Origin of the sequence: Caulobacter sp. Root487D2Y, from assembly GCF_001427165.1 — a bacterium.
Classification (GTDB): Bacteria; Pseudomonadota; Alphaproteobacteria; order Caulobacterales; family Caulobacteraceae; genus Caulobacter.
The window spans coordinates 79,088-100,815 of the sequence record NZ_LMFD01000014.1 but is presented as its reverse complement, the minus strand read 5'-3'; the positions used below and the strand labels follow the sequence as shown (position 1 = coordinate 100,815).

The following is a 21,728-nucleotide window of genomic DNA, read 5'->3' as shown; positions in this document are numbered from 1 at the left end:
TCGTCGTGGCCGCCAGCCGCTCGGCGTTCAGTCCGGCGGCGTCCGCGAAGATCGCCGCGTGCACGCCCCACTCGTAGGCCGCGCCGTTCAGGGCGCAGATCCGATGGATGACGATCTCGCGCTCGGCCAGGCTCAGATGGCCTTTGTCGAGCAGGCCGCCGCCCGTGAAGCGGGCGAACAGCCGCGGGTCGCGGGCCAGGGTGCGGAACAGCGACAGCGGCTGGTCGCCGGGCGTCTTCAGGCGATCGAGGGTTTCCTGGACGGCGGCGGGATAGGGCGCCTGGGCCGGTGGAATGCGCGCCGGGGCGATGCGGGTGTTCGTGGCGTGAGCGGACATGGTGGTCTCCTCGTGCTACAGAATCTGTATCATGGTGAAATCCGAGTCCGCTACAAAAATTGAAGCAATCACCGAAGCGCCGCTGCCCGGCGGGCCGGTGCGCGGCTCGACGACGGGCCGACCGGTCATGGCGGCGCTGGACCTGATGGGGCGACGCGGCGCGCTGCGGATCCTGTGGGAGCTGCGCGACGACGCGGTCCTGACCTTCCGCGCCCTGCAGGCGGCGGCCGAGCTGCCTCCTGGCACGCTCAACGCCCGCCTGGGCGAGCTGCGGGCCGCCGGCGTGGTGGCCGCGGCCGGCGGCTATCGCCTGACGCCGCGCGGCGGCCAACTGCTGGACGCCCTTGCGCCATTACAGGCTTGGTCGCAGGCTTGGGCCAAGGATCTGGGGGCGCCCGATCCGTGTTCCGATGCGGAGGAGGGCTAGATGGCCAAGGTGCTGGGCTTGGGCGGCGTGTTCTTCAAGGCCGAGGATCCGGCCGCCGTGGGCGCATGGTACGCGCGCGTGCTGGGCTTCGAGGTGTCCGAATGGGGCGGGGTCGCGTTCGAGCATCCGCGGGTCGGCGGCACGAACTGGTCGCCGTTCGCGGCCGACACCCACTATTTCGAACCGTCGCAGGCGTCGTTCATGATCAACTTCATCGTCGATGACCTGGACGGCGTGCTGGCCAGGGCGGCCGCCGAGGGGGTGGAGCCGACCGGACGTCAGGACGAGGACATGGGCCGGTTCGCCTGGCTGATCGACCCGGCCGGGGTGAAGATTGAGCTTTGGGAGCCGTCGAAAGAGCCTCCCGAGGCATAGTTTACCGCGCCGGCCGATTTGAAAGTCGACGTCGCGCGGGGCGGCGGGTTCGGATTTAGCTTGCCAAATCGGACATAAGGATATCTTTATGTCCCCATGAAGATAGCATCCGAACAGGTCGTGGATCTACTGCGCGCGGCGGGGGAGTCGACCCGCCTGCGCGTGCTGGCCCTGCTGGCGGCCGAAGAGCTGTCGGTGTTGGAGCTGTGCCGGATTCTGGACCAGAGCCAGCCTCGGGTGTCGCGGCACCTCAAGCTGCTGGCCGAGGCCGGGCTGGTCGAACGCTTTCCGGACGGCGCCTGGGTGTTCTACCGCCTGGCCCTGGAATCGCCTGGCCGAGCCGTGATCGGCCGGATCCTGGACCTGATCGACCCGCAAGATCCCGTCGCCCTGGGCGACGCCGAGCGGCTGGCCCTGGTGCGCGCCGAACGCGCGGCCGGCGCCCAGGCCTATTTCGCCCGTAACGCCGCGCGCTGGAACGAAATCCGCTCGCTCTACGTCGACGAGGCCGAGGTCGAGGCCGCCATCCTGCAGGCGGCGGGCGAGGGCCCCTTCGGCGAGATGGTCGATCTGGGCGCGGGATCGGGCCGCATGCTGACGCTCCTCGGCAGCCGCGCCAACGCGGCCGTGGGGCTGGATTTGTCGCAGCAGATGCTCAACATCGCCCGTGACGAGGTGGCCAAGGCCGGTCTCGTCCGGTGCGAACTGCGTCACGGCGACATCTTCGCCACCGGTCTGCCGAACGGTTGCGCGGATCTGGTGACCGTTCACCAGGTGCTGCACTATCTGGGCGACCCCGCCGCGGCCGTGGCCGAGGCCGCCCGGCTGGTGGCCGACGGCGGGCTGTTGCTGATCGCCGACTTCGCGCCGCACGATCACGAGTTCCTGCGCGAAAACCACCAGCACCGCCGCCTCGGCTTCGCCGACGCCGAGATCATCCCGTGGATCGAGGCCGCCGGCCTGGTCCCGGACGCCAACATCGCCCTGCCGCCGACCTCGGCCGAAGGGTTGACCGTGAAGATCTGGACGGCGCGCCGTCCCGCCATTCGAAACGCCGAAAGAAGCGCCGCATGACCGTTTCCGCCCCCCGCCGTGTTCTCGGTCCGGTCGCCCGCGCCGGCGAACGCACCGACCGTCCGCGCGTCTCGTTCGAGTTCTTCCCGCCCAAGACCGAGCAGATGGAAGAGAACCTGTGGGCGGCGATCAAGCGCCTGGCCCCTCTGGACCCGGCCTTCGTCTCGGTGACCTACGGGGCCGGCGGCTCGACGCGCGAGCGCACGCACCGCACGGTCAAGCGCATCCTCGCGGAGACCAGTCTGAAGCCCGCCGCCCACCTGACTTGCGTCGGCGCCAGCCGCGCCGAGGTCGACGAGGTGATCCGCGAATACTGGGAGAGCGGCGTGCGCCACGTGGTGTCGCTGCGCGGCGATCCGCCTCCCGGCGAGGGCGGCATCGGCGGCGTCTATGTGCCGCGCGAGGACGGCTACAGGAACGCCACCGAACTGACCGCGGCCCTGACCGCGATCGCGCCGTTCAACGTGCTGGTCGGCGTCTATCCGGAAAAGCATCCCGAAAGCCCGTCGATCGAACACGACATCGAGGTGCTGAAGGCCAAGATCGACGCCGGCGCCACCCTGGCCATCAGCCAGTTCTTCTTCGACACGGACGCCTTCCTGCGGTTCGTCGACAAGGTGCGGGCCGCCGGGATCACCATCCCGATCGTGCCCGGCATCATGCCGGTGACCAACTTCAAGGGCCTGTTGAAGATGTCGGCCGCCTGCCAGACGGCGGTGCCCGGCTGGCTGGCCAACATCTTCGACGGCCTGGACGAGGACGCCGACACCCGCCGCCTGCTCGCCTGCTCCGTTGCCGCCGAGATGTGCGCCAAGCTGCAGGAGCAGGGCTTCGGCGACTTCCACTTCTACACCCTGAACCGGGCCGACCTGGTCTATGCGATCTGCCGCGTGCTGGGCGTGCGCGAGGCCGCGCCGGCGCCCTCGGAGGCGGCGGCATGAAACGAACGGCGTCAATATTTCTGGCCGCCCTGGCCCTGGCGATCCCGGTCCAGGGAGCGACGACGATCGTCGACAATCAGCCGGCCAGCTGGTCCAAGCCGATCCGGCCCTATCGGGTCGTCGGCAACATCTACTATGTCGGCTCCGAAGGGCTGTCGGCCTGGCTGATCTCGTCGTCGCAAGGCCACGTCCTGCTCGACAGCGGGCCTTCGGCCGCGGGCGCGAAGCTGATCGAGGCCAATATCCAGGCGCTGGGCTTCAAGCTCTCGGACGTGAAGGTCCTGATCAACAGCCACGCCCATTTCGACCACGCCGGCGGGCTGGCCCAGCTCAAGGCCGACACCGGCGCCAAGGTCTGGATCTCGCGGCCGGACGAACCGGCGGTAAAAAAGGGGCAGCACTTCGGCGACAACGACAACGGCCTGACGCCGTTCCCGGCGGTCAAGGTCGACAAGGCGTTCGGCGAGGGCCAGAAGCTGAAGCTGGGCGAGACCACCCTGGTCGCCCACCTGACGCCGGGCCACACGATCGGCTGCACCACCTGGACCACCCAGGTGATCGACCGCGGCCGGCCGCTGAACGTCACCTTCAACTGCTCGACCTCGGTGGCGGGCAACGTGCTGGTCGGCAACAAGACCTACAAAAACATCGTCGCCGACTACCGCGCCACCTTCGCCAAGCTGAAGGCCCTGCCCACCGACGTGATGCTGCCCAGCCACGAGGAGCAGGCCGACCTGCTGGCCAAGCGCAAGAAGATGCTGGCCGGCGACGTCAACGCCTTCGTCGACCCGACGGAAATCGCCCGCTACGCCACCACCTCGGAGGAAGCGTTCGACAAGGAGCTGGCGCGCCAGGAAAGCGCTCGCAAACCGTGATCCTCGTCCCGGCGCCGGCCGGAGCGAGCAGAATTGAGTCCCGCTTCCTCGCGAAGCGCTAGAAAGACCCGAACGGCCGGAGCCCGATCCTCCGGCAGGAGCCGACCATGACCGATCTCACCACCCGAGCGGGGCGCATTGCCGCCCTGAAGGCCGCCGCCAAGGAACGAATCCTGATCCTCGACGGCTCGTGGGGCGTGATGTTCCAGAAGCGCAAGCTGGCCGAGGCCGACTACCGCGCCGAGCGCTTCGCCGACTACGACGGCCAGATGAAGGGCAACAACGACATCCTGTGCCTGACCCGGCCGGACATCGTCGCCGACCTGCACCACCAGTACTACGCGGCCGGGGCCGACATCTCCGAGACCAACACCTTCTCGGGCACCACCATCGCCCAGGCCGACTATCGGCTGGGCAGCGACGTGGTGCGCGACATCAACTTCGAGGGCGCGCGCATCGCCCGTTCTGTGGCCGACGAGTGGCTGGCCAAGGAGCCGGAAAAGCCGCGCTTCGTGGCCGGCTCGATCGGGCCGCTGAACGTGATGCTGTCGATGTCGTCGGACGTGAACGATCCGGGCGCGCGCAAGGTGACCTTCGACCAGGTCTACCAGGCCTATCGCGAGCAGGCGGCGGCGCTGCACGACGGCGGCGTCGACCTGTTCCTGATCGAGACCATCACCGACACCCTGAACTGCAAGGCCGCGATCAAGGCGATCATGGACCTGGTCGACGAGGGCTACGAGGAGCTGCCGATCTGGATCAGCGGCACCATCACCGACCGCTCGGGCCGCACCCTGTCGGGCCAGACGGCCGAAGCCTTCTGGAACTCGATCAAGCACTGCAAGCCGTTCGCCGTGGGCTTCAACTGCGCCCTGGGGGCGGACCTGATGCGCCCGCACATCGCCGAGATGGCCCGCATCGCCGACACGCTGGTCGCCGCCTATCCCAACGCCGGCCTGCCCAACGCCATGGGCGAGTACGACGAGGAGCCGCACCAGACCGGTCACCAGCTGCACGAGTGGGCCAAGGACGGCATCGTCAACATCCTGGGCGGTTGCTGCGGCACCACCCCCGACCACATCAAGCACGTGGCCGACGAAGTGCGCGGCGTGAAGCCCCGCGCCATCCCCGAGCGCCCGAAGGCCATGCGCCTGGCGGGCCTGGAACCGTTCGAGCTGGCCTAGAGATCAAGACGATGCGTACGACTCTTCTTTTCGGCGGCATGAGCCGCGAGCGCCTGGTGTCGGTGGCCAGCGCCAAGGCGTTGTCCGCCGCCTTGCCGGACGCCGACCTGTGGTTCTGGGCCCCCGACGACCAGGTCTATGTGGCCAGCGACGCCGTGCTGCAGGCCCACGAGCGGCCGTTCGAGATCGACCTGCCCACCGAGGGCGCGCCGATCGGCGGCGTCGAAGCCGCGCTCGACAAGGCCAAGGCCGAGGACCGCGTGCTGGTGCTGGGCATGCACGGCGGCGCGGCCGAGAACGGCGACCTGGCGGCCCTGTGCGAGGCGCGCGGCGTGGCCTTCACCGGCTCGGACAGCCAGTCCAGCCGCCTGGCCTTCGACAAGATCGCCACCAAGGCCGCCGTGGCCAAGGCCGGCGTCGTCGCGCCCTCGACCGTCGCACTGGCCGACGCCGAAGCCGCCCTGGCCAAGTACGGCAAGCTGGTCGCCAAGCCGGTGGCCGACGGCTCCAGCTACGGCCTGATCTTCGTCAACGAAGCCGCCGACCTGGAGACCCTGAAGGCCGCCGCCGCCCGCGAGGCCTATGTGATCGAGCCTTTCGTGGCCGGCGCCGAGGCCACCTGCGGGGTGCTGGAGCAGGACGGCAAGGTGTTCGCCCTGCCGCCGGTCGAGATCCGCCCGGCTGACGGCGCCTTCGACTATGTCGGCAAGTACCTGGCCAAGACGACCGAAGAGATCTGCCCGGCCACGTTCGCGCCGCAGGTCAACGCCGCCATGCAGGAGGCCGCCCTGAAGGCCCACAAGACCGTCGGGGCCGGCGGTTATTCGCGCAGCGACTTCATCGTCACCCCGAACGGCCCGATCTTCCTGGAGATCAACACCCTGCCGGGCATGACCGCCGCGTCGCTGTATCCCAAGTCGCTGAAGGCCCAGGGCATCGCGTTCCGCGACTTCCTCGACGGCCAGATCGCCCTGGCGGTCGCCCGCGCCAAACACGTCAGCGAAGGGGCGGCCTGATCATGAGCGCCTGGGCCCACGGACCTTTCGACAACGACGACGCCTTGGATTTCATCGACGACCTGGCCGAGGCGGCCGACTGGCGCACGGTGGTGCAGATCCTCGACCACGTGACCAGGACGGCGGGCTATCTGGAAGCGCCGGAGGGGCAGATCGCCGTGGCCGCCGCCGCCATCGTCGCCGCCTCGGTCGGCGACGTGACGATCCTGCCCGACAATCACCGCGAGCTGAAGGCCGCCCTCGGCGCGCCGCCGGAAGGGGCTGTCGCCCTGGCCCGCTCGGCCCTGGCGCGCGTGGTCGCCCCGGCCTCCGAACTCGACGAACTCTGGCAGGAGGGTGACGACCACGACGCGTGGCTGACCCAGATCGCCGCCCTGCAATCGACCTTGAGCACCGCCCAATGAGACCTGTCTTCGTCAACATTGGTGAGCGCACCAACGTCACCGGCTCGGCCAAGTTCAAGAAGCTGGTGGTCGAGGGCGACTATCCGGCCGCCCTGTCGGTGGCCCGCCAGCAGGTCGAGGCCGGCGCCCAGGTCATCGACGTCAACATGGACGAGGGCCTGCTGGATTCGAAGCAGGCCATGATCACCTTCCTGAACCTGATGGCGGCCGAGCCCGACATCGCCCGGGCGCCGGTGATGATCGACAGCTCCAAGTGGGAGGTGATCGAGGCCGGCCTGAAGTGCGTGCAGGGCAAGGCCATCGTCAACTCGATCTCGATGAAGGAAGGCGAGGCCAAGTTCATCGAGCAGGCCAAGCTGTGCCTGCGCTACGGCGCGGCCGTGGTGGTCATGGCCTTCGACGAGGTCGGCCAGGCCGACACCGCCGCCCGCAAGATCGAGATCTGCGAGAAGGCCTACCGCATCCTGGTCGACAAGGTGGGCTTCCCACCGGAAGACATCATCTTCGACCCCAACATCTTCGCCGTGGCGACCGGGATCGAGGAGCACGACAACTACGCCGTCGACTTCATCGAGGCCACGCGCGAGATCAAGAAGCGCTGCCCCTACGCCCGCGTCTCGGGCGGGGTGTCGAACGTCTCGTTCAGCTTCCGCGGCAACGAGCCGGTGCGCCGGGCCATCCACTCGGTGTTCCTGTACCACGCCATCGAGGCGGGCATGGACATGGGCATCGTCAACGCCGGCGACCTGCCGGTCTACGACACCCTGGACGCCGAACTGCGCGAGGCCGTCGAGGACGTGATCCTCAACCGCCCGCAGCGCACCAACGTTTCCAACACCGAGCGGCTGGTCGACATGGCCCCGCGCTACAAGGGCGACAAGAGCCAGGTCCAGACCACCAACCTGGAATGGCGCAAGGGCTCGGTGAACGAGCGCATCACCCACGCCCTGGTCAACGGCATCACCGACTATATCGATCAGGACACGGAAGAGGCGCGCCTGTCGGTCGAGCGGCCCCTGCACGTGATCGAAGGCCACCTGATGGACGGCATGAACGTGGTCGGCGACCTGTTCGGCTCGGGCAAGATGTTCCTGCCCCAGGTGGTCAAGTCGGCCCGGGTGATGAAGCAGGCCGTGGCCTGGCTGGAGCCGTTCATGGAGGCCGAGAAGGCCGGCAAGCCGCGCGAGCAGGCCGGCCGCATCCTGATGGCCACCGTCAAGGGCGACGTCCACGACATCGGCAAGAACATCGTCGGCGTGGTCCTGCAGTGCAACAACTACGAGGTCATCGACCTGGGCGTGATGGTCCCGGCCGACCGCATTCTGGAAGAGGCCAGGAAGCACAACGTCGACATGATCGGCCTGTCGGGCCTGATCACCCCGTCGCTGGACGAGATGGTGTTCGTGGCCTCTGAGATGGAGCGCCAGGGCTTCACCATGCCGCTGCTGATCGGCGGGGCCACCACCAGCCGCACCCACACCGCGGTCAAGATCGAGCCGGCCTACCACAAGGGCTCCACCACCTATGTGCTGGACGCCAGCCGGGCCGTGGGCGTGGTCTCGGGCCTGCTGTCGGCCAGCGAACGGGATCGCCTGCAGGCCGAGACCCGCGCCGAATATGTCCGCATCCGCGAGCAGTACGCCCGCGGCCAGACGGCCAAGGCGCGCACCAAGATCGCCGACGCCCGCAAGCGCAAGTTCGACATCGACTGGAACGGCTATGCGCCGCCCAAGCCCAGCTTCATCGGCGCGCGCGCCTTCGAGCCGTCGCTGGAGGAGCTGGTCCCGTTCATCGACTGGTCGCCGTTCTTCGCCAGCTGGGAGCTGATCGGCCGCTTCCCGCAGATCCTGGAGGACGACGTGGTCGGCGAGGCCGCCACCGACCTCTATCGCGACGCCCGCGAGATGCTCGACAAGGTCGTCGCCGAGAAGTGGTTCGGGGCCAAGGGCGTGGTCGGCTTCTGGCCGGCCCAGGCCGACGGCGACGACATCGTTCTCTATACGGACGAAAGCCGCTCGACCGAACTGGCCCGCCTGTTCACCCTGCGCCAGCAGATGGACAAGTCCGAGGGCAAGGCCAACCTGGCCTTGGCCGACTTCGTCGCGCCGATCGGGCAGGGGGGCGACTACATGGGCGGCTTCGCCGTCACCGCCGGCCACGGCGAGGACGAGATCGTCAAGCGCTTCAAGGAGGCCGGCGACGACTACAGCGCCATCATGGCCTCGGCCCTGGCAGACCGCCTGGCCGAGGCCTTCGCCGAGTGGCTGCACTACAAGGCTCGTGTCGAGCTGTGGGGCTATGCCAAGGACGAGCGCGAGGACATCGACATCATGATCGCCGAGAAGTACCGGGGCATCCGCCCGGCCCCCGGCTATCCGGCCCAGCCCGACCACACCGAGAAGGGCACCCTGTTCAAGCTGCTGGACGCCGAAGCGGCCACCGGCATGATCCTGACCGAGAGCTACGCCATGAGCCCCGGGGCGGCGGTGTCGGGCTTCTATTTCAGCCACCCGCAGTCGCACTATTTCGGCGTCGGCAAGGTCGATCTCGACCAGGTCGAGGATTACGCCCGCCGAAAGGGCTGGGACCTGGCCAAGGCCGAGAAGTGGCTGTCGCCGATCCTCAACTACGACCCCGGCGCCCGGGCGCGGGGGGAGGCGGCGTAATTTTCCCTCTCCCCTTGCGGGAGAGGGTGGCCTCGCGAAGCGAGGTCGGGTGAGGGGTTGAAGGACATCACCGCCGCGATCAACCGAAAGGCCGGTCGCGGCGGGCTTCGTTTGAGAGACCCCTCATCCGTCAGCCTTCGGCCGACACCTTCTCCCGCAAGGGGAGAAGGATCAGGTTCGTTCTGATGAAAAGCCGCGCTAGGACTCTCTCCGAATCCGGGGAGATCCAGCGTGAGCCAGTTCAATCGACGTGACGTTCTAGCCCTCGGCGCGGCCGCCGCCGCGTTCGGCGGGAGCGCTTTGGCCGCCGCGCCCGGCGACGCCGCCGCCGAGGCCCTGCTGTCCTCGGTCGCCGAGGACCTGATGCGGGAATATCCCGAGAACGCTTCCGCGCTCGGCCTGGACAAGGGCGCGCGGGCCGCCCTGAAGGCCACCCTGACCGACCGCTCGCTGGAAGGCCGCGGCAAGCTGGCCGCCGCCGCCAAGGCGCGGGTCGCCCGGATGAAGGCGGTCGACCGCAAGGGACTGAGCCCGGCGACCGCGCTCGATCTGGGCGTCGTCCAGACCGCCCACGAACTGGCCGTCGAAGGCTTCGACTTCCCGTATGGCGACGCCATCGGCCTGTCGTCGCAGTGGTCGTATCGCAACGCGCCCTACGTGGTGGCCCAGAACACCGGGGCCTTCGTCGAGACGCCTGACTTCCTCGACAGCCTGCACGGCGTGACGGGCGTCGCCGACATCGAGGCCTATCTCCACCGCCTGGAGCTCTACGCCGCCCAGCTGGACGGCGAGACGGCGCGCCTGAAGCACGACGGCGCCCTGGGCGTGATTGCCCCGGACTTCCTGCTGGAAAAGACCCTGAAGCAGCAGAAAGGCGCGCGGGCCGCGCCGATCGCCGACTGGGGCCTGGTCACCTCGCTGGCCAAGAAGGCCAGGGACATCCCCGGCGACCACGCGCGCCGCGCCGCCGCCATCGTCGAGGGCAAGATCGCGCCGGCCATGGACCGCCAGATCGCCGAGCTGACCGCCCACCGCGCCAAGGCCGGGACCGACGCCGGCGCCTGGAAGCTGCCCAACGGCGAGGCCTACTACGCCTGGGCGCTGCGGGCCGGCACGACCAGCCGCATGACGCCCGACGAGGTCCACCAGATGGGCCAGGAGGAGCTGAAGGCGCTGTCTTCGCGCATGGACACGCTGCTGAAGGCCCAGGGCCTGAGCCAGGGCAGCGTCGGCGCGCGGATGAAGGCCCTGGGCGAGGATCCCAAGAACCTGTTTCCCAACACCGACGAAGGCCGGGCCCAGATCCTGGCCTATCTGAACGGCCGGGTGGCCGACATCCGCGCGCGTTTGCCACGCGCCTTCGCCACGCTGGTTCCGGGCAATCTGCTGATCAAGCGGGTGCCGGTCGAGATCCAGGATGGCGCGCCGGGCGGCTACGCGGCGGCCGGCTCGATCGACGGCACGGTGCCGGGCAATTACTACATCAACCTGCGCGACACGGGCATGTGGCCGCGCTACGGCCTGCCGACCCTGACCTATCACGAGGGCCTGCCCGGCCACATCTGGCAGGGCGAATACACCTACAAGCTGCCGCTGGTCCGCTCGCTGCTGGCCTTCAACGCCTATTCGGAAGGCTGGGCCCTCTACGCGGAACAGTTGGCCGACGAGCTGGGCGCCTATGACGGCGATCCGCTGGGCCAGCTGGGTTACCTCCAGTCCATCGCCTTCCGGGCCTGCCGCCTGGTGGTCGACACCGGCATCCACGCCAAGCGCTGGACCCGCGACCAGGCCATCGACTGGTTCGTGGCCACCAACGGCTCGACCCGCGAGGAAGTGCAGGGCGAGGTCGATCGCTACTGCGCCTGGCCGGGCCAGGCCTGCGGCTACAAGGTCGGTCACAGCCAGATCGTTCGCCTGCGCGGCAAGGCCCAGGCCGCCCTAGGCGGCCGCTTCGACCTGCGCACCTTCGACGACGCGGTGGTGATGGGCGGCAACGTCCCGCTGACCGAGCTGGAGGGGGTGATCGACGCCTATGTGAAGGGGCGGCGGGCCTGACCTAAAGGGCAGGCTAGCCAAAGCTCGCGCTTTGCGTTCATCCTGACCCCGCACGAGGGCGTTCGACCCTCGGCGGGGCATAGGGGGCGAAGGTGGGCGACAGGGGCATTAGCCGCCGCGCGTTGGGCGCGCTGGCGGTCGGAGGCGCGGCCAGCGCGACCTTGAGCGGCTGCGACCGCGTGGGCCAGACAGAGGCCACGATCAAGTCCCGCCAGTTCCCGAACGACTTCGTCTGGGGCGTGGCGACGGCGGCCTTCCAGACCGAAGGCTCGCCCAACGCCGACGGCCGCGGCCTCAGCATCTGGGACACCTTCGAGAAGCAGCCGGGGCGGATCAAGGACGGCTCGAACGCCGATGTCGCCACCGACAGCTATCGCCGCTACGCCGAGGACGTCGACCTGATCGCCGGGGCGGGGCTTAAGGCCTTCCGCTTCTCGATCGCCTGGTCGCGGGTCCTGCCCACCGGCTCGGGGACGGTCAACGCCCCGGGGCTGGACCACTACGACCGCCTGGTCGACGCCTGCCTGGCCAAGGGGGTCACGCCCTACGCCACCCTGTTCCACTGGGACCTGCCCCAGGCCCTGCAGGACAAGGGCGGCTGGAGCGCGCGCGACACCGCCAAGAGCTTCGCCGACTACGCCGCCGCCGTGGCCGGGCGGCTGGGCGACCGGCTCAAACACTTCATCACCCTCAACGAGCCGGCCGTGCACACGGTGTTCGGCCACGTGCTGGGCGAACAAGCGCCGGGGTTGAAGGACATCGCCCTGCTGGGCCCGACCACCCACCACATGAACCTGGGCCAGGGCCTGGCGATCCAGGCCCTGCGCGCGGCCCGCGGCGACCTGCGGATCGGCACGACCCAGGCGCTGCAGCCGTGTCGGCCTTCGGGCGGGCCCCTGGCGTTCTGGAACCGTCCAGCGTCCGACGGGCTGGACGCCCTGTGGAACCGGGCCTGGCTGGACCCGCTGCTGAAGGGGACCTATCCGAAGCTGATGGACGACTTCCTCAAGGGGTGCGTCCGCGACGGCGACCTGAAGACCGTCCATCAGCCGATCGACTTCCTGGGGGTCAACTACTACGCCCCGGCCTATGTGAAGCTGGACCTGGCCAGCCCCAGCCACATCGCCCCCGGCGCGCCGCCGAAGGGGGCGGAGCTGGACGCCTTCGGCCGACAGATCGATCCGTCGGGCCTGGCGCAGGTGCTGGAGATGGTCCGCCGCGACTACGGCAACCCGCCGGTGATGATCACCGAGAACGGCTGCTCCGACCCGTTCGGCGATGGCCCGGCGGTGATCGACGACGGTTTCCGATGCCAGTACCTGCGCCGCCATCTCGAGGCGGTGAAGAGCGCGATGGAGGCCGGTTCGCGGATCGGCGGCTACTTCACCTGGACCCTGATCGACAACTGGGAATGGGACATCGGCTACACCTCCAAGTTCGGCCTGGTGGCGATGGACCGGACGACCGGCGTACGCACGCCCAAGGCGTCGTACGGGTGGTTCAAGCAGGTGGCGACGACGGGGTTGCTGCCGACGACTTAGGTGCGGCTGGGGACATGCCCATGGGCATGTCCCCAATCGGCGCCGGCCCTAGTCCGCCTTGCAGATCAGCACGTTCTTGCCGCCGCGCTTGGCGGGGATCAGGCTGCCGGCGCAGGGCTGGGGATTGGCGGGATCGATGATGACCTCGCCCTTGGCGGCGATCGGCATGGCCGCGGGCTTGGCGCCGATCGGCGGCAGATCGGCGGGCTTTTTGGCCGCCGTCTTGGTCGTGGACGGCTTGGCGGTCGTCGTGGCCTTGACCGGCGCCTTGGCGGGCGGGGCCTCGGCGGCGGGCGCTTCGGCCGCGGCGGGCGCCTCCGCGATCGGGGCCGGCGCCTCGGGCGCGGCGGCCGCTGGAGCGGCTTCTTCCTTGACGGCGTCTGGGGCGGGCGTCGGTTCGGCCGGGGCGGCGGCGGGCGCCTGGTCCTTCTTGACGTTATAGTTCAGGGCCTGGCCGAACAGGTTGGACTTGGTCTCCAGGGTCTTGGCGCGGCTGTCGCAGTCGCCGGGCGGGCTCCAGCTCATCCACACCTGGGCCAAGCGCGCCTTCTCGACCTGATCGGCGCCGCTCCAGACCGAGTGGCCCTTCTTGATCGCCGCCGCGCCATATTCCGAGATCGGACGGGGGCTGGCCTTCTCGGCCGCGACGATGGCCGAGCGGTAGACCACCAGGTCCTTCTTGGCCTGGTCGCGCAGCGCCGGATATTCCTTCATCGAGGCCGCGAAGCCGTCGGGACCGGGGAAGGCCTTCTCGATGCGGGTGACCTCGGGCATCACCTTGTCGTACAGCTCGACATAGCCGCCCAGCGCGCCATAGCACCAGCCGACATAACCGTAGTCGTCCGTCGGCGGCGTGTTGGCCGGAGTGGTGCGAGGCGGGGGAGCGGTGGCGGTCGGCGCGGTGGAGACGGGGGCATCCTGGGCGATCAGGGCCAGGGCGAGAAGGAAGGCGGTCGCCATGCGGGCGGAAGTCCTCTTATGGGGCGTCGCTCAGAGAGTCGGTCGCATTCGAATAGAGCATTTCCGGTCGCATTGGGACCGGAGCATGGCGCCGAGGTGTTTTGCACCGCGGTCGGTCAAGCGCCACCATAACGAACGGATCGGCCAAACGCTCCCGCTCCGGGCAAAGATTTCTGTGTGCAGCCGAGCGTTGCGAACCTTGGCCGTTCCTCCGTACGTTACAAAGTTTCAATGTGCGCCGCAGCAAGGACCGGGTGGGGACGCGACTTTTTTATGCTAGAAGGCAAAACGGGAGCGTGATCCGTTGAGAGGCGGGCGACGTATCGCCCCCGTCATACCTCCGCCACGCTTCTGGATTTTCGTCGCAACCATGACCTTCTGGCGCAACATCGCAACCCTGGCCGCGCGACGGTTGGACATGGCGGAATGCCAGGAATGTCCGCCCGGTCTGCCGGGGCAGGATCCCGCGTTCTCGACGGCGGTCACGGCGCTGGGCGCGAAGCTGGCCAAGGCCGACGGATCGGCCGACGGCGACGAATACGCCGCCTTCGCCGAGGTGTTTCATCCCGACCCGGAGTCGGAAAACAACATCCATCGCCTGTACGACCTGGCCCGGCAGACCACGCACGGCTTCGAGAGCTACGCCAAGCGGCTGGCCAAGCGTTATCGCACCTGCCCGCAGATCCTCGAGGACGTGCTGGACGGCCTGTTCCATATTGCCAAGGCCGACGGGGCGGTGACCCAGGAGGAGCTTAGCTATCTTGAGCGCGTGGCCGATCTGTTCGGCATGTCGCCGCTGTCGTTCCGCCGCCTGACCGCCACCCATGTCGGGACCGGGCCGGACGATCCCTACCGCATCCTCGACGTGCCGGCCGACGCCGACGACGCGGTGGTGCACTCGGCCTGGCGCGCGGCGATGTCGGAGGCCCACCCCGACCGCGCCCGGGCCCGCGGCCTGCCGCTGGAGTTCATCGAGGTGGCCGAGGCCAAGTCGGCCGCGATCAACGCCGCCTTCAGCACGGTGATGCGCGAGCGTCGCGAACTGGCGGGACTCGGCGCCAGCTAAACCGCCAATTCGCGGTGGTTAGCGCGGAATTCATTTTGCGGAATGATTGGTCGGGTGTTCAGTTGACGTTCAGTACTGGCGCCCCATCTTGAATCCATGGGCGGGGCACGCCTGCGAGGACGATGATGGAGACAGCTAAGGCTACCGGTATCGCTTGGCGCAGCCTGGCCACGCTGGCCGGTGCCGTCGCGACCTCCATCGCCGTCGCCGTCGCCGCTGTTATCGCGGTGGTGTTCGCCGCCACCCTGGTGGTCATCGGCTTCATGGCCACGGCCCTTCTCGGCCTCGCCGCCTTCGCCCTGCGCGGTCGCGGCGCGACCGCCGCCGCCCCCAGCGGCGACCCCGGCCTGATCGAAGCCCGCCACATGGGCGGCCACTCGTGGGTGGCCTACGGCTGGAACGAGCGGCGGTAGATAAGGCCTTCACCACAAGATCACCGTCATCCCGGGCCTTGTGCCCGGGACCCCTCTGTCTGCCGCAAGGGCAGGAGGGTGGCGCGCTGGCGCGCCATTCTACTTCACCGTCAGCTGAATCAGGGGTCCCGGGCACAAGGCCCGGGATGACGGTTGTGAAGGTAGAGCGCTAGACCCCTTGCCCTATGCCGCCGCTTCCCCGACACTGCCTTCAAACAAGCGTTTGGCCGAAGGCCTCGGGAGGACGACATGATCGGCGTGGTGGCGGTGCTGAAGGTTCAGCCGGACAAGGCGGGCGACTTCGAAAAGGTGTTCCTCGGCCTGGCGGCCAAGGTGAAGGCCAACGAGCCGGGCTGCCTGACCTATCAACTGACCCGCAGCAAGACCGAGGCCGGCGTCTACAAGGTGCTGGAGCTCTACGCCTCGGAAGACGCCCTCAAGCATCATGGCGGGACCGACTACTTCAAGGCCGCCGGCGCGGCCATGGGGCCGTTCATGGCCGGCCGCCCCGAGATCGAATATCTCGACGCGGTGGAGTAGGGGCCTTGGATCTCGCCTTCTCGGCCGAGGACCTGGCCTTCCAGCAAGAGGTCCGCGACTGGATCGCCACGGCCTTCGACGACGACCTGCGCCGCAAGGCGGCGCAGTCGAAGAACGGCTATCTGGACAAGGCCGGCCAGGTGAAGTGGCAGAAGAAGCTGTTCGAGCGCGGCTGGGCGGCTCCTGACTGGCCGGTCGAGCTGGGCGGGGCCGGCTTCACGCCGTCGCAGCGCTACATCTTCAACATGGAGCTGGCGCTGGCCGGCACGCCCAATCCCTCGCCGATGGGGCTGAAGATGTGCGCGCCGGTGGTCATGGCGTTCGGCACGCCCGAGCAGAAGGCCCAGCACCTGCCGCCGATCCTGTCGTCCGACATCTGGTGGTGCCAGGGCTATTCCGAACCCGGCTCGGGATCGGACCTGGCCTCGCTTCAGATGAAGGCCGAGCGCGACGGCGACGACTATGTGCTGAACGGCTCGAAAATCTGGACCACCCACGCCCAGTGGGCCGACTGGATGTTCTGCCTGGTGCGCACCTCCACCGAGGGCAAGCCGCAGGAGGGCATCAGCTTCCTGCTGCTGCCGATGACCCTGCCGGGCATCCAGATCAAGCCGCTGCCCACCCTGGACGGCCCGGCCGAGGGCGAGCAGGAGATCAACCAGGTCTTCTTCGACAATGTCCGCGTGCCGGTCGCCAACCGGATCGGCGAGGAGAACAAGGGCTGGACCTACGCCAAGTACCTGCTGGAGTTCGAGCGCGGCAACGCCTACGCGCCGGGCCTGATGCACATGCTGCGCAAGGTCAAGAAGATCGCGTCGGCCGAGCGGGCCGACGATGGCGGGGCGCTGATCGAGGACCCGGACTTCCGCCGCAAGATCGCCGAGCTGGAGATCGCCGTGGAGTCGTTGAACGCCACCGAACTGCGGATCTTCTCCGGGCGCGGGGCGGGCAAGGCGGTGGGGCCGGCCTCGTCGATGCTGAAGCTGGCGGGCTCGGAAACCCAGCAGGCGATCACCGAACTGGCGCTCGAGGCGGTCGGATCCTACGCCGCGCCGTTCGTGCGCGACACCTGGGCCCCGACCAACGACGGCCGCGCCGGGCCGGACTACGCAGGCCCCGCCGCCCCGGCCTATTTCAGCTACCGCAAGACCACGATCTACGCGGGCTCCAGCGAGATCCAGAAGAACATCATCACCAAGCTGGTGCTGGGGCTTTGATCGCATTGGGGACAGGCGCATACGCCTGTCCCCAGCCGTGCAATCGCCATTTCAGTTTTTCTGGGTGGTCCTGAAACGAAACCCACCGCATAAGCTTTTCAAACAAATGTTTTCTCCGGAGCCGCCATGGCCCTCGACGCCCTGTTCAAGCCGTTCGAATTCAAGTCGCTGAAGCTGCCCAACCGGGTGGTGATGGCGCCGATGACCCGGTCGTTCTCGCCGGGCGGCGTGGCCACCGACGAGGTGGCCGCCTATTACCGCCGCCGCGCCGAGAACCAGGTCGGGCTGATCGTTACCGAGGGCACGGGCGTGGCCCGGCCGGCCTCGCTGAACGACGCCAACGTCCCGCGCTTCCATGGCGAAAAGGAACTGGCGGCCTGGAAGACGGTGGTCGACGAGGTGCACGCCGCCGGCGGTCTGATCGCCCCGCAGCTGTGGCACGTGGGTTCGGCCAAGGGCAAGGACGTGCTGGGCAAGATCGACAGCCCCTCGGGCCTGTCCAAGGCCGGCGGCAACCCGTTCACCGAGCCGATGACCGACGAGGACGTCGCGGACACGATTCAAGCCTTCGCCAGCGCCGCCGCCAACGCCAAGCTGCTGGGCTTCGACGCCATCGAACTTCACGGCGCCCACGGCTACCTGATCGACCAGTTTTTCTGGAACGGCACCAATGTCCGCGGCGACGTGTTCGGCGGGCCCAGCATCGGCGAGCGCAGCAAGTTCGCCGCCGAGATCCTGAAGGCCGTCCGCGCCGCCGTCGGTCCCGACTATCCAGTGATCATCCGCCTGTCGCAGTGGAAGCAACAGGACTACGCGGTCAAGAACGCCGAGACCCCCCAACTGCTGGAGGCCTGGCTGCAGCCGCTGGCCGATGCCGGCGCCGACATCTTCCACTGCTCGCAACGCCGGTTCTGGGAGCCGGAGTTCGAGGGATCCGACCTGAACTTCGCCGGCTGGGCCAAGAAGCTGACCGGCGCCCCGACCATCACCGTCGGCTCGGTGGGCCTGTCGGGCGAGTTCATCGCGGCCTTCGGCGGCGAAGGCAGCCAGCCAGCCTCGATCGACGGCCTGCTGGAGCGCCTGGAGCGCGGCGAGTTCGACCTGGTCGGCGTCGGCCGCGCGCTCCTGCAGGACCCCGAATGGGTGGTGAAGATCCGCGACGGCCGCGAGGACGAGCTGAAGAGCTTCGAGCGCTCGGCGCTGGGGGTGCTGTACTAGGCGACTGGCCTGACAAGAACCTCCCCCCGTGGGGGAGGCGGCGCGACGCGCCGGTGGGGGGAGCAGACCCACCTCGGCAAACTCCCCCCTCCGTCGGCTGCGCCGACACCTCCCCCACAGGGGGAGGAACTACCCGTTGAAGTTCAACCTCAACCCCGCCCGCGGCCACCGCGCCTTGTACAGTTTCCCCGTCCCCGACGCGGTGATCCACGCGTCGCGCATGTCGGCCCCGCCGAAGCAGATGTTGGTGACGATCACGTCGGGCACGGCGAAGTGCTCGGTGGAGCCGTCCGGCGAGAAGGCGGTGATCCCGCCGTTGATGATCGTGGCCACGCAAACCTTGCCGTCGGCCTCGACCGCCAGGCTGTCCAGCAGCTGATAGCCCGGCAGGTTGCAGACCACGTTGCCGGGCAGAAGCGGGACCGGATCGGCCAGCACCCCTGGCGAGGCGATGTCGAACGACCACAGGCGGCCCAGCAGGGTGTCGGCCATGTAGACGGTCTTCTCGTCGGGCGAGAGGCCCACGCCGTTGGGCGAGACGAAGTGGTCGCGCCAGCGGGTGATCTGCGAACCGTCGGCCAGGGCGTAATAGAGGGCCCCGAACTTGCGGCCCTCGGGCGTGCTGCAGCCGTGGTCGGTGAACCAGAAGCCGCCCTGCCTGTCGAACACCAGATCGTTGGGGCCGACCAGGGGCTTGCCGTCGCATTCGGTGTAGAGCGTGGCGACCTTCCCCGTGGCGATGTCGACGCGCTGGATCGAGCCGCCCGTGTGCGAGGGCGGGGTGGGGCCGGGGACGTTCAGACCGCCCATGTCGAAGAACTGGAAGGCGCCGCCGTTGTTGGTGACATAGATCGCCCCGTCCGGGCCGACGGCCGCGCCGTTGGGACCGCCGGGGACCTCGGCGACGGTCTCCTTGCGGCCGTCGGGATGCACGCGGGTCAGGACCTGGCCCTGGATCTCGGTGAGGATCACCGAGCCGTCGGCCATGGCGATCGGGCCTTCCGGAAACCGCAGGTCCTCGGCGACGAGTTCCAGCTCCATGCGTCTCTCCCTGGGATGACGCCTCTAGCGGGCGTACAGAGGGAGTAAACGGGCGTTTGAACGGCCCCGCAAGGCTGACGATGCGTCAGTTCAGATCATAGAGCTCGTAGGCGATCAGCCCGCCGTCGCCGCCCAGGAAGGCGCGGCCGTGAGCCGAGCGCACCAGGGCCTCGCGGTCCACCCACTTGGGCGTGGCGTCCGAGGCGTCCGCGCCCTGCGTCGCGCAAGGCACGGTCAGGCGCACCGACTGCCGGGGCCGGAAGCGTTTGCCGCGCTCGGCCCGGATCGCCCGGCCGAAGACCCGGCAGGAGGCGACCTCGCCGCCGTCCAGCGGCCGCACCTTGACCACGTTGAACACCACCACGTCGGTGGCCGCGGCCCGCGCCAGGCTGTCGCTCTGGCCCAGGCTGACGTCGGCCGAGGCGACGCCGGTCAGGCCGACGCAAAGGGCGATAGCGCCGAGCAGGGCGGCCAAAGACCAGGAACGGGGTCGCATCATCGGCGCTCCAGCACACGAAAAACGAAGGCGTGGTCGTCGTCGGGACCCGCAGAATGCGCCTCGCGACGCACTTCCGTCCAGGCCGCCTCGTCGAAGGCGGGGAAGCTGACGTCGCCTTCGACCTCCGCCTGCACTTCGGTGAGGTACAGGCGCCTCGCCTTGGGCAGGGCGGTCTCGAACAGGGCGCGGCCGCCGATCACGCAGACCTCGTCGATGCCGTCCTCGGCCGCCTGTTCCTTGGCCATCTGCACGGCCTCCAGGAAGCTTTCGCAGACCACGGCCTGGGGCGGCTCGAACGAGCCGTCGCGCGACAGCACGATGTTCATCCGCCCGGGCAGGGGCTTCCTGGGCAGGCTGTCCCAGGTCTTGCGTCCCATGATCACGGGCTTGCCCATCGTGCACGCCTTGAAGATCGCCAGGTCGGACTTCAGCCGCCAGGGCAGGTCGTTGTCGCGGCCGATGACGCCGTTGAGCGAGCGGGCGACGGGGCCGACGGTAAGGATAACGGACATGGGCCCTGTTTACCCTGCGTCGGGCGATGCGGCCACCCGGTCTGTCGGGCGTACGACGTTAGCGGACGATCAGCCGCCGAACGGAACCACCATCTGCTGCGCCGAGGCGCGGGCGATCAGCTCGCCATCCGGGCGGCGGAAGTCGGCCTCGACGTGGATCATGCTCTTGGTCCTGGCGACCACGCGGCCTTCGATCGTCAGGATTTCCGCCTTGCCGACCCGGATGAAGTCGACCTTCAGGTTGCTGGTGCGGAACATGGCGTCGCCGGGCGCGACGGTCATGGCCGCGAAGGCCAGGATCTGGTCGGCCAGGGCGGCGATGTAGCCGCCGAACAGCGAGCCGTCGGCGTTCAGCAGCTCCGGCGCCGGGGTCCAGGTCTTGCGCGCCCAGCCCTCGCCCCAGTCGTCGAGACCGCCGAGCTGAAGCGTTTGAACCACCGGCGGCAGGACGACGTCGCCGCCCTTGAGTTGGTCGAGCCGGTCGGTGGCCCAGGTCAAACGGCGACCGCCGCCTTGATGTGCGGGTGGGCCTCGTAGCCTTCCAGCTGGAAGTCCTCGTAGTCGAAGGCGAACAGGTCGCGCTTGTCGGCCATCTTCAGGGTGGGGAAGGGCTTGGGCTCGCGCTGGAGCTGCTCGCGGGCCTGGTCCAGGTGGTTCAGATAGAGGTGCGCGTCGCCGAAGGTGTGGACGAACTCGCCGGGCTTCAGGCCCGTCACCTGGGCGACCATCATGGTCAGCAGGGCGTAGGAGGCGATGTTGAACGGCACGCCCAGGAAGACGTCGGCGCTGCGCTGGTAGAGCTGGCAGCTGAGCTTTCCGCCACCTTCTCCATCGGGGGCGACGAAGAACTGGAACAGGCAGTGACAGGGCGGCAGGGCCATGTCCTCGACGTCGGCCGGGTTCCAGGCGCTGACGATGTGGCGGCGGCCGTTGGGATTGGTCTTCAGGCCCTCGACCAGGTTGGCGATCTGGTCGATCGACTGGTTGCTCTTTCCGTCTTTGGCGGGCGCGGCCCACGAGCGCCACTGCTTGCCGTACACGGGACCCAGGTCGCCGTTCTCGTCGGCCCACTCGTCCCAGATCTTGCAGCCGTTGTCCTGCAGGTACTTTACGTTGGTGTCGCCGCGCAGGAACCACAGCAGTTCGACGATGATCGAGCGCAGGTGCAGCTTCTTGGTGGTCAGGACCGGGAAGCCCTTGGACAGGTCGAAGCGGATCTGCCGGCCGAACACGCCCAGGGTGCCGGTGCCGGTGCGGTCGCCGCGCTGGACGCCGTTCTCCAGGATGTCGGCGAGCAGGTTCAGATACTGCCGCTCGGGATGGTCGGCGGCGGCCTGTTCGGCGTGGATGGGCGCGATGGCGTTCAT

22 protein-coding genes and 1 pseudogene are annotated in these 21,728 nt (G+C 68.6%); 16 read left to right on the top strand and 7 right to left on the bottom strand.

Annotation, left to right across the window (positions count from 1 at the left end; all coding sequences use genetic code 11):
* Window positions 1–22 precede the first annotated feature (22 nt).
* Window positions 23–337, bottom strand: a pseudogene (locus tag ASD38_RS24790) (carboxymuconolactone decarboxylase family protein); the annotation flags it as partial.
* A 31-nt stretch (window positions 338–368) separates the two neighbouring features.
* Here ASD38_RS24790 and ASD38_RS20825 point away from each other — a divergent pair.
* The 11 genes from ASD38_RS20825 to ASD38_RS20775 all read left to right on the top strand — a co-directional run bounded on the left by ASD38_RS20825 (window position 369) and on the right by ASD38_RS20775 (window position 12,895).
* Entirely contained in the window at window positions 369–764 is a 396-nt protein-coding gene (locus ASD38_RS20825) for a winged helix-turn-helix transcriptional regulator (protein ID WP_056446269.1), read from the top strand.
* The gene (locus ASD38_RS20820; RefSeq protein WP_056445778.1) at window positions 765–1,139 is read left to right on the top strand and encodes a VOC family protein; all 375 of its coding nucleotides are present in this window, start codon (window positions 765–767) and stop codon (window positions 1,137–1,139) included. It abuts the gene before it with no gap.
* 96 nt (window positions 1,140–1,235) lie between these two features.
* Entirely contained in the window at window positions 1,236–2,213 is a 978-nt protein-coding gene (locus ASD38_RS20815; protein WP_056463086.1) for an ArsR/SmtB family transcription factor, read from the top strand.
* Window positions 2,210–3,154, top strand: a complete 945-nt coding sequence (metF, locus tag ASD38_RS20810) for a methylenetetrahydrofolate reductase [NAD(P)H] (protein ID WP_056463083.1) — start codon at window positions 2,210–2,212, stop codon at window positions 3,152–3,154. The genes ASD38_RS20815 and metF overlap by 4 nt, the downstream gene beginning before the upstream one ends.
* Window positions 3,151–4,029: a CAU/MBL1b family subclass B3 metallo-beta-lactamase gene (blaCAU, locus tag ASD38_RS20805; RefSeq protein ID WP_056445770.1), complete on the top strand. Its 879-nt coding sequence runs from the start codon at window positions 3,151–3,153 to the stop codon at window positions 4,027–4,029. Before metF ends, blaCAU begins: the two co-directional genes overlap by 4 nt.
* Window positions 4,030–4,136: 107 nt before the next feature.
* Window positions 4,137–5,213: a homocysteine S-methyltransferase family protein gene (locus tag ASD38_RS20800; protein WP_056445768.1), complete on the top strand. Its 1,077-nt coding sequence runs from the start codon at window positions 4,137–4,139 to the stop codon at window positions 5,211–5,213.
* Between the two features lie 11 nt (window positions 5,214–5,224).
* On the top strand, window positions 5,225–6,229 hold the full coding sequence (locus ASD38_RS20795) for a D-alanine--D-alanine ligase family protein (protein ID WP_056463081.1): 1,005 nt from the start codon (window positions 5,225–5,227) through the stop codon (window positions 6,227–6,229).
* 2 nt (window positions 6,230–6,231) lie between these two features.
* Window positions 6,232–6,633 (top strand): DUF4259 domain-containing protein, encoded by a 402-nt coding sequence (locus tag ASD38_RS20790; protein WP_056463078.1) that lies wholly within the window; start codon window positions 6,232–6,234, stop codon window positions 6,631–6,633.
* Window positions 6,630–9,299, top strand: a complete 2,670-nt coding sequence (gene metH / locus ASD38_RS20785; RefSeq protein ID WP_056463076.1) for a methionine synthase — start codon at window positions 6,630–6,632, stop codon at window positions 9,297–9,299. The genes ASD38_RS20790 and metH overlap by 4 nt, the downstream gene beginning before the upstream one ends.
* A 231-nt stretch (window positions 9,300–9,530) precedes the next feature.
* On the top strand, window positions 9,531–11,354 hold the full coding sequence (locus ASD38_RS20780; protein WP_056463073.1) for a DUF885 domain-containing protein: 1,824 nt from the start codon (window positions 9,531–9,533) through the stop codon (window positions 11,352–11,354).
* Window positions 11,355–11,446: 92 nt separating this feature from the next.
* On the top strand, window positions 11,447–12,895 hold the full coding sequence (locus tag ASD38_RS20775) for a GH1 family beta-glucosidase (RefSeq protein WP_056463070.1): 1,449 nt from the start codon (window positions 11,447–11,449) through the stop codon (window positions 12,893–12,895).
* Between the two features lie 48 nt (window positions 12,896–12,943).
* Here the strand turns inward: ASD38_RS20775 and ASD38_RS20770 are convergent, their stop codons facing one another.
* A complete protein-coding gene (locus ASD38_RS20770) occupies window positions 12,944–13,855 on the bottom strand; it encodes a hypothetical protein (protein ID WP_056463067.1) in 912 nt (303 codons plus the stop codon).
* A gap of 370 nt (window positions 13,856–14,225) precedes the next feature.
* Here ASD38_RS20770 and ASD38_RS20765 point away from each other — a divergent pair, with 370 nt between their 5' ends.
* The 5 genes from ASD38_RS20765 (at window position 14,226) to ASD38_RS20745 (ending at window position 18,309) form a co-directional block, all read left to right on the top strand.
* A complete protein-coding gene (locus tag ASD38_RS20765) occupies window positions 14,226–14,921 on the top strand; it encodes a J domain-containing protein (protein ID WP_056463064.1) in 696 nt (231 codons plus the stop codon).
* Window positions 14,922–15,046: 125 nt separating this feature from the next.
* Window positions 15,047–15,334 carry a hypothetical protein gene (locus tag ASD38_RS20760; RefSeq protein ID WP_056445745.1) on the top strand — a complete coding sequence of 96 codons (288 nt, stop codon included), beginning with the start codon at window positions 15,047–15,049 and terminating at the stop codon, window positions 15,332–15,334.
* 249 nt (window positions 15,335–15,583) lie between these two features.
* A complete protein-coding gene (locus tag ASD38_RS20755; RefSeq protein ID WP_056445741.1) occupies window positions 15,584–15,874 on the top strand; it encodes a putative quinol monooxygenase in 291 nt (96 codons plus the stop codon).
* Between the two features lie 5 nt (window positions 15,875–15,879).
* Window positions 15,880–17,091: an acyl-CoA dehydrogenase family protein gene (locus ASD38_RS20750; protein WP_056463061.1), complete on the top strand. Its 1,212-nt coding sequence runs from the start codon at window positions 15,880–15,882 to the stop codon at window positions 17,089–17,091.
* A 126-nt stretch (window positions 17,092–17,217) separates the two neighbouring features.
* Window positions 17,218–18,309, top strand: a complete 1,092-nt coding sequence (locus tag ASD38_RS20745; RefSeq protein ID WP_056463058.1) for an NADH:flavin oxidoreductase — start codon at window positions 17,218–17,220, stop codon at window positions 18,307–18,309.
* A gap of 129 nt (window positions 18,310–18,438) precedes the next feature.
* Here ASD38_RS20745 and ASD38_RS20740 read toward each other — a convergent pair whose 3' ends face one another.
* The 5 genes from ASD38_RS20740 to ASD38_RS20720 all read right to left on the bottom strand — a co-directional run bounded on the left by ASD38_RS20740 (window position 18,439) and on the right by ASD38_RS20720 (window position 21,728).
* Window positions 18,439–19,350, bottom strand: coding sequence for an SMP-30/gluconolactonase/LRE family protein (locus ASD38_RS20740; protein WP_056463056.1), 912 nt, complete (start codon window positions 19,348–19,350; stop codon window positions 18,439–18,441).
* 85 nt (window positions 19,351–19,435) lie between these two features.
* Window positions 19,436–19,849, bottom strand: a complete 414-nt coding sequence (locus ASD38_RS20735) for a hypothetical protein (RefSeq protein ID WP_235523917.1) — start codon at window positions 19,847–19,849, stop codon at window positions 19,436–19,438.
* Complete coding sequence (locus ASD38_RS20730) at window positions 19,846–20,361, bottom strand: dihydrofolate reductase (protein ID WP_056463050.1); 516 nt, start codon at window positions 20,359–20,361, stop codon at window positions 19,846–19,848. The genes ASD38_RS20735 and ASD38_RS20730 overlap by 4 nt, the downstream gene beginning before the upstream one ends.
* A 69-nt stretch (window positions 20,362–20,430) precedes the next feature.
* Window positions 20,431–20,859 (bottom strand): PaaI family thioesterase, encoded by a 429-nt coding sequence (locus ASD38_RS20725; RefSeq protein ID WP_056463047.1) that lies wholly within the window; start codon window positions 20,857–20,859, stop codon window positions 20,431–20,433.
* Window positions 20,856–21,728, bottom strand: coding sequence for a thymidylate synthase (locus ASD38_RS20720; RefSeq protein WP_056463045.1), 873 nt, complete (start codon window positions 21,726–21,728; stop codon window positions 20,856–20,858). The genes ASD38_RS20725 and ASD38_RS20720 overlap by 4 nt, the downstream gene beginning before the upstream one ends.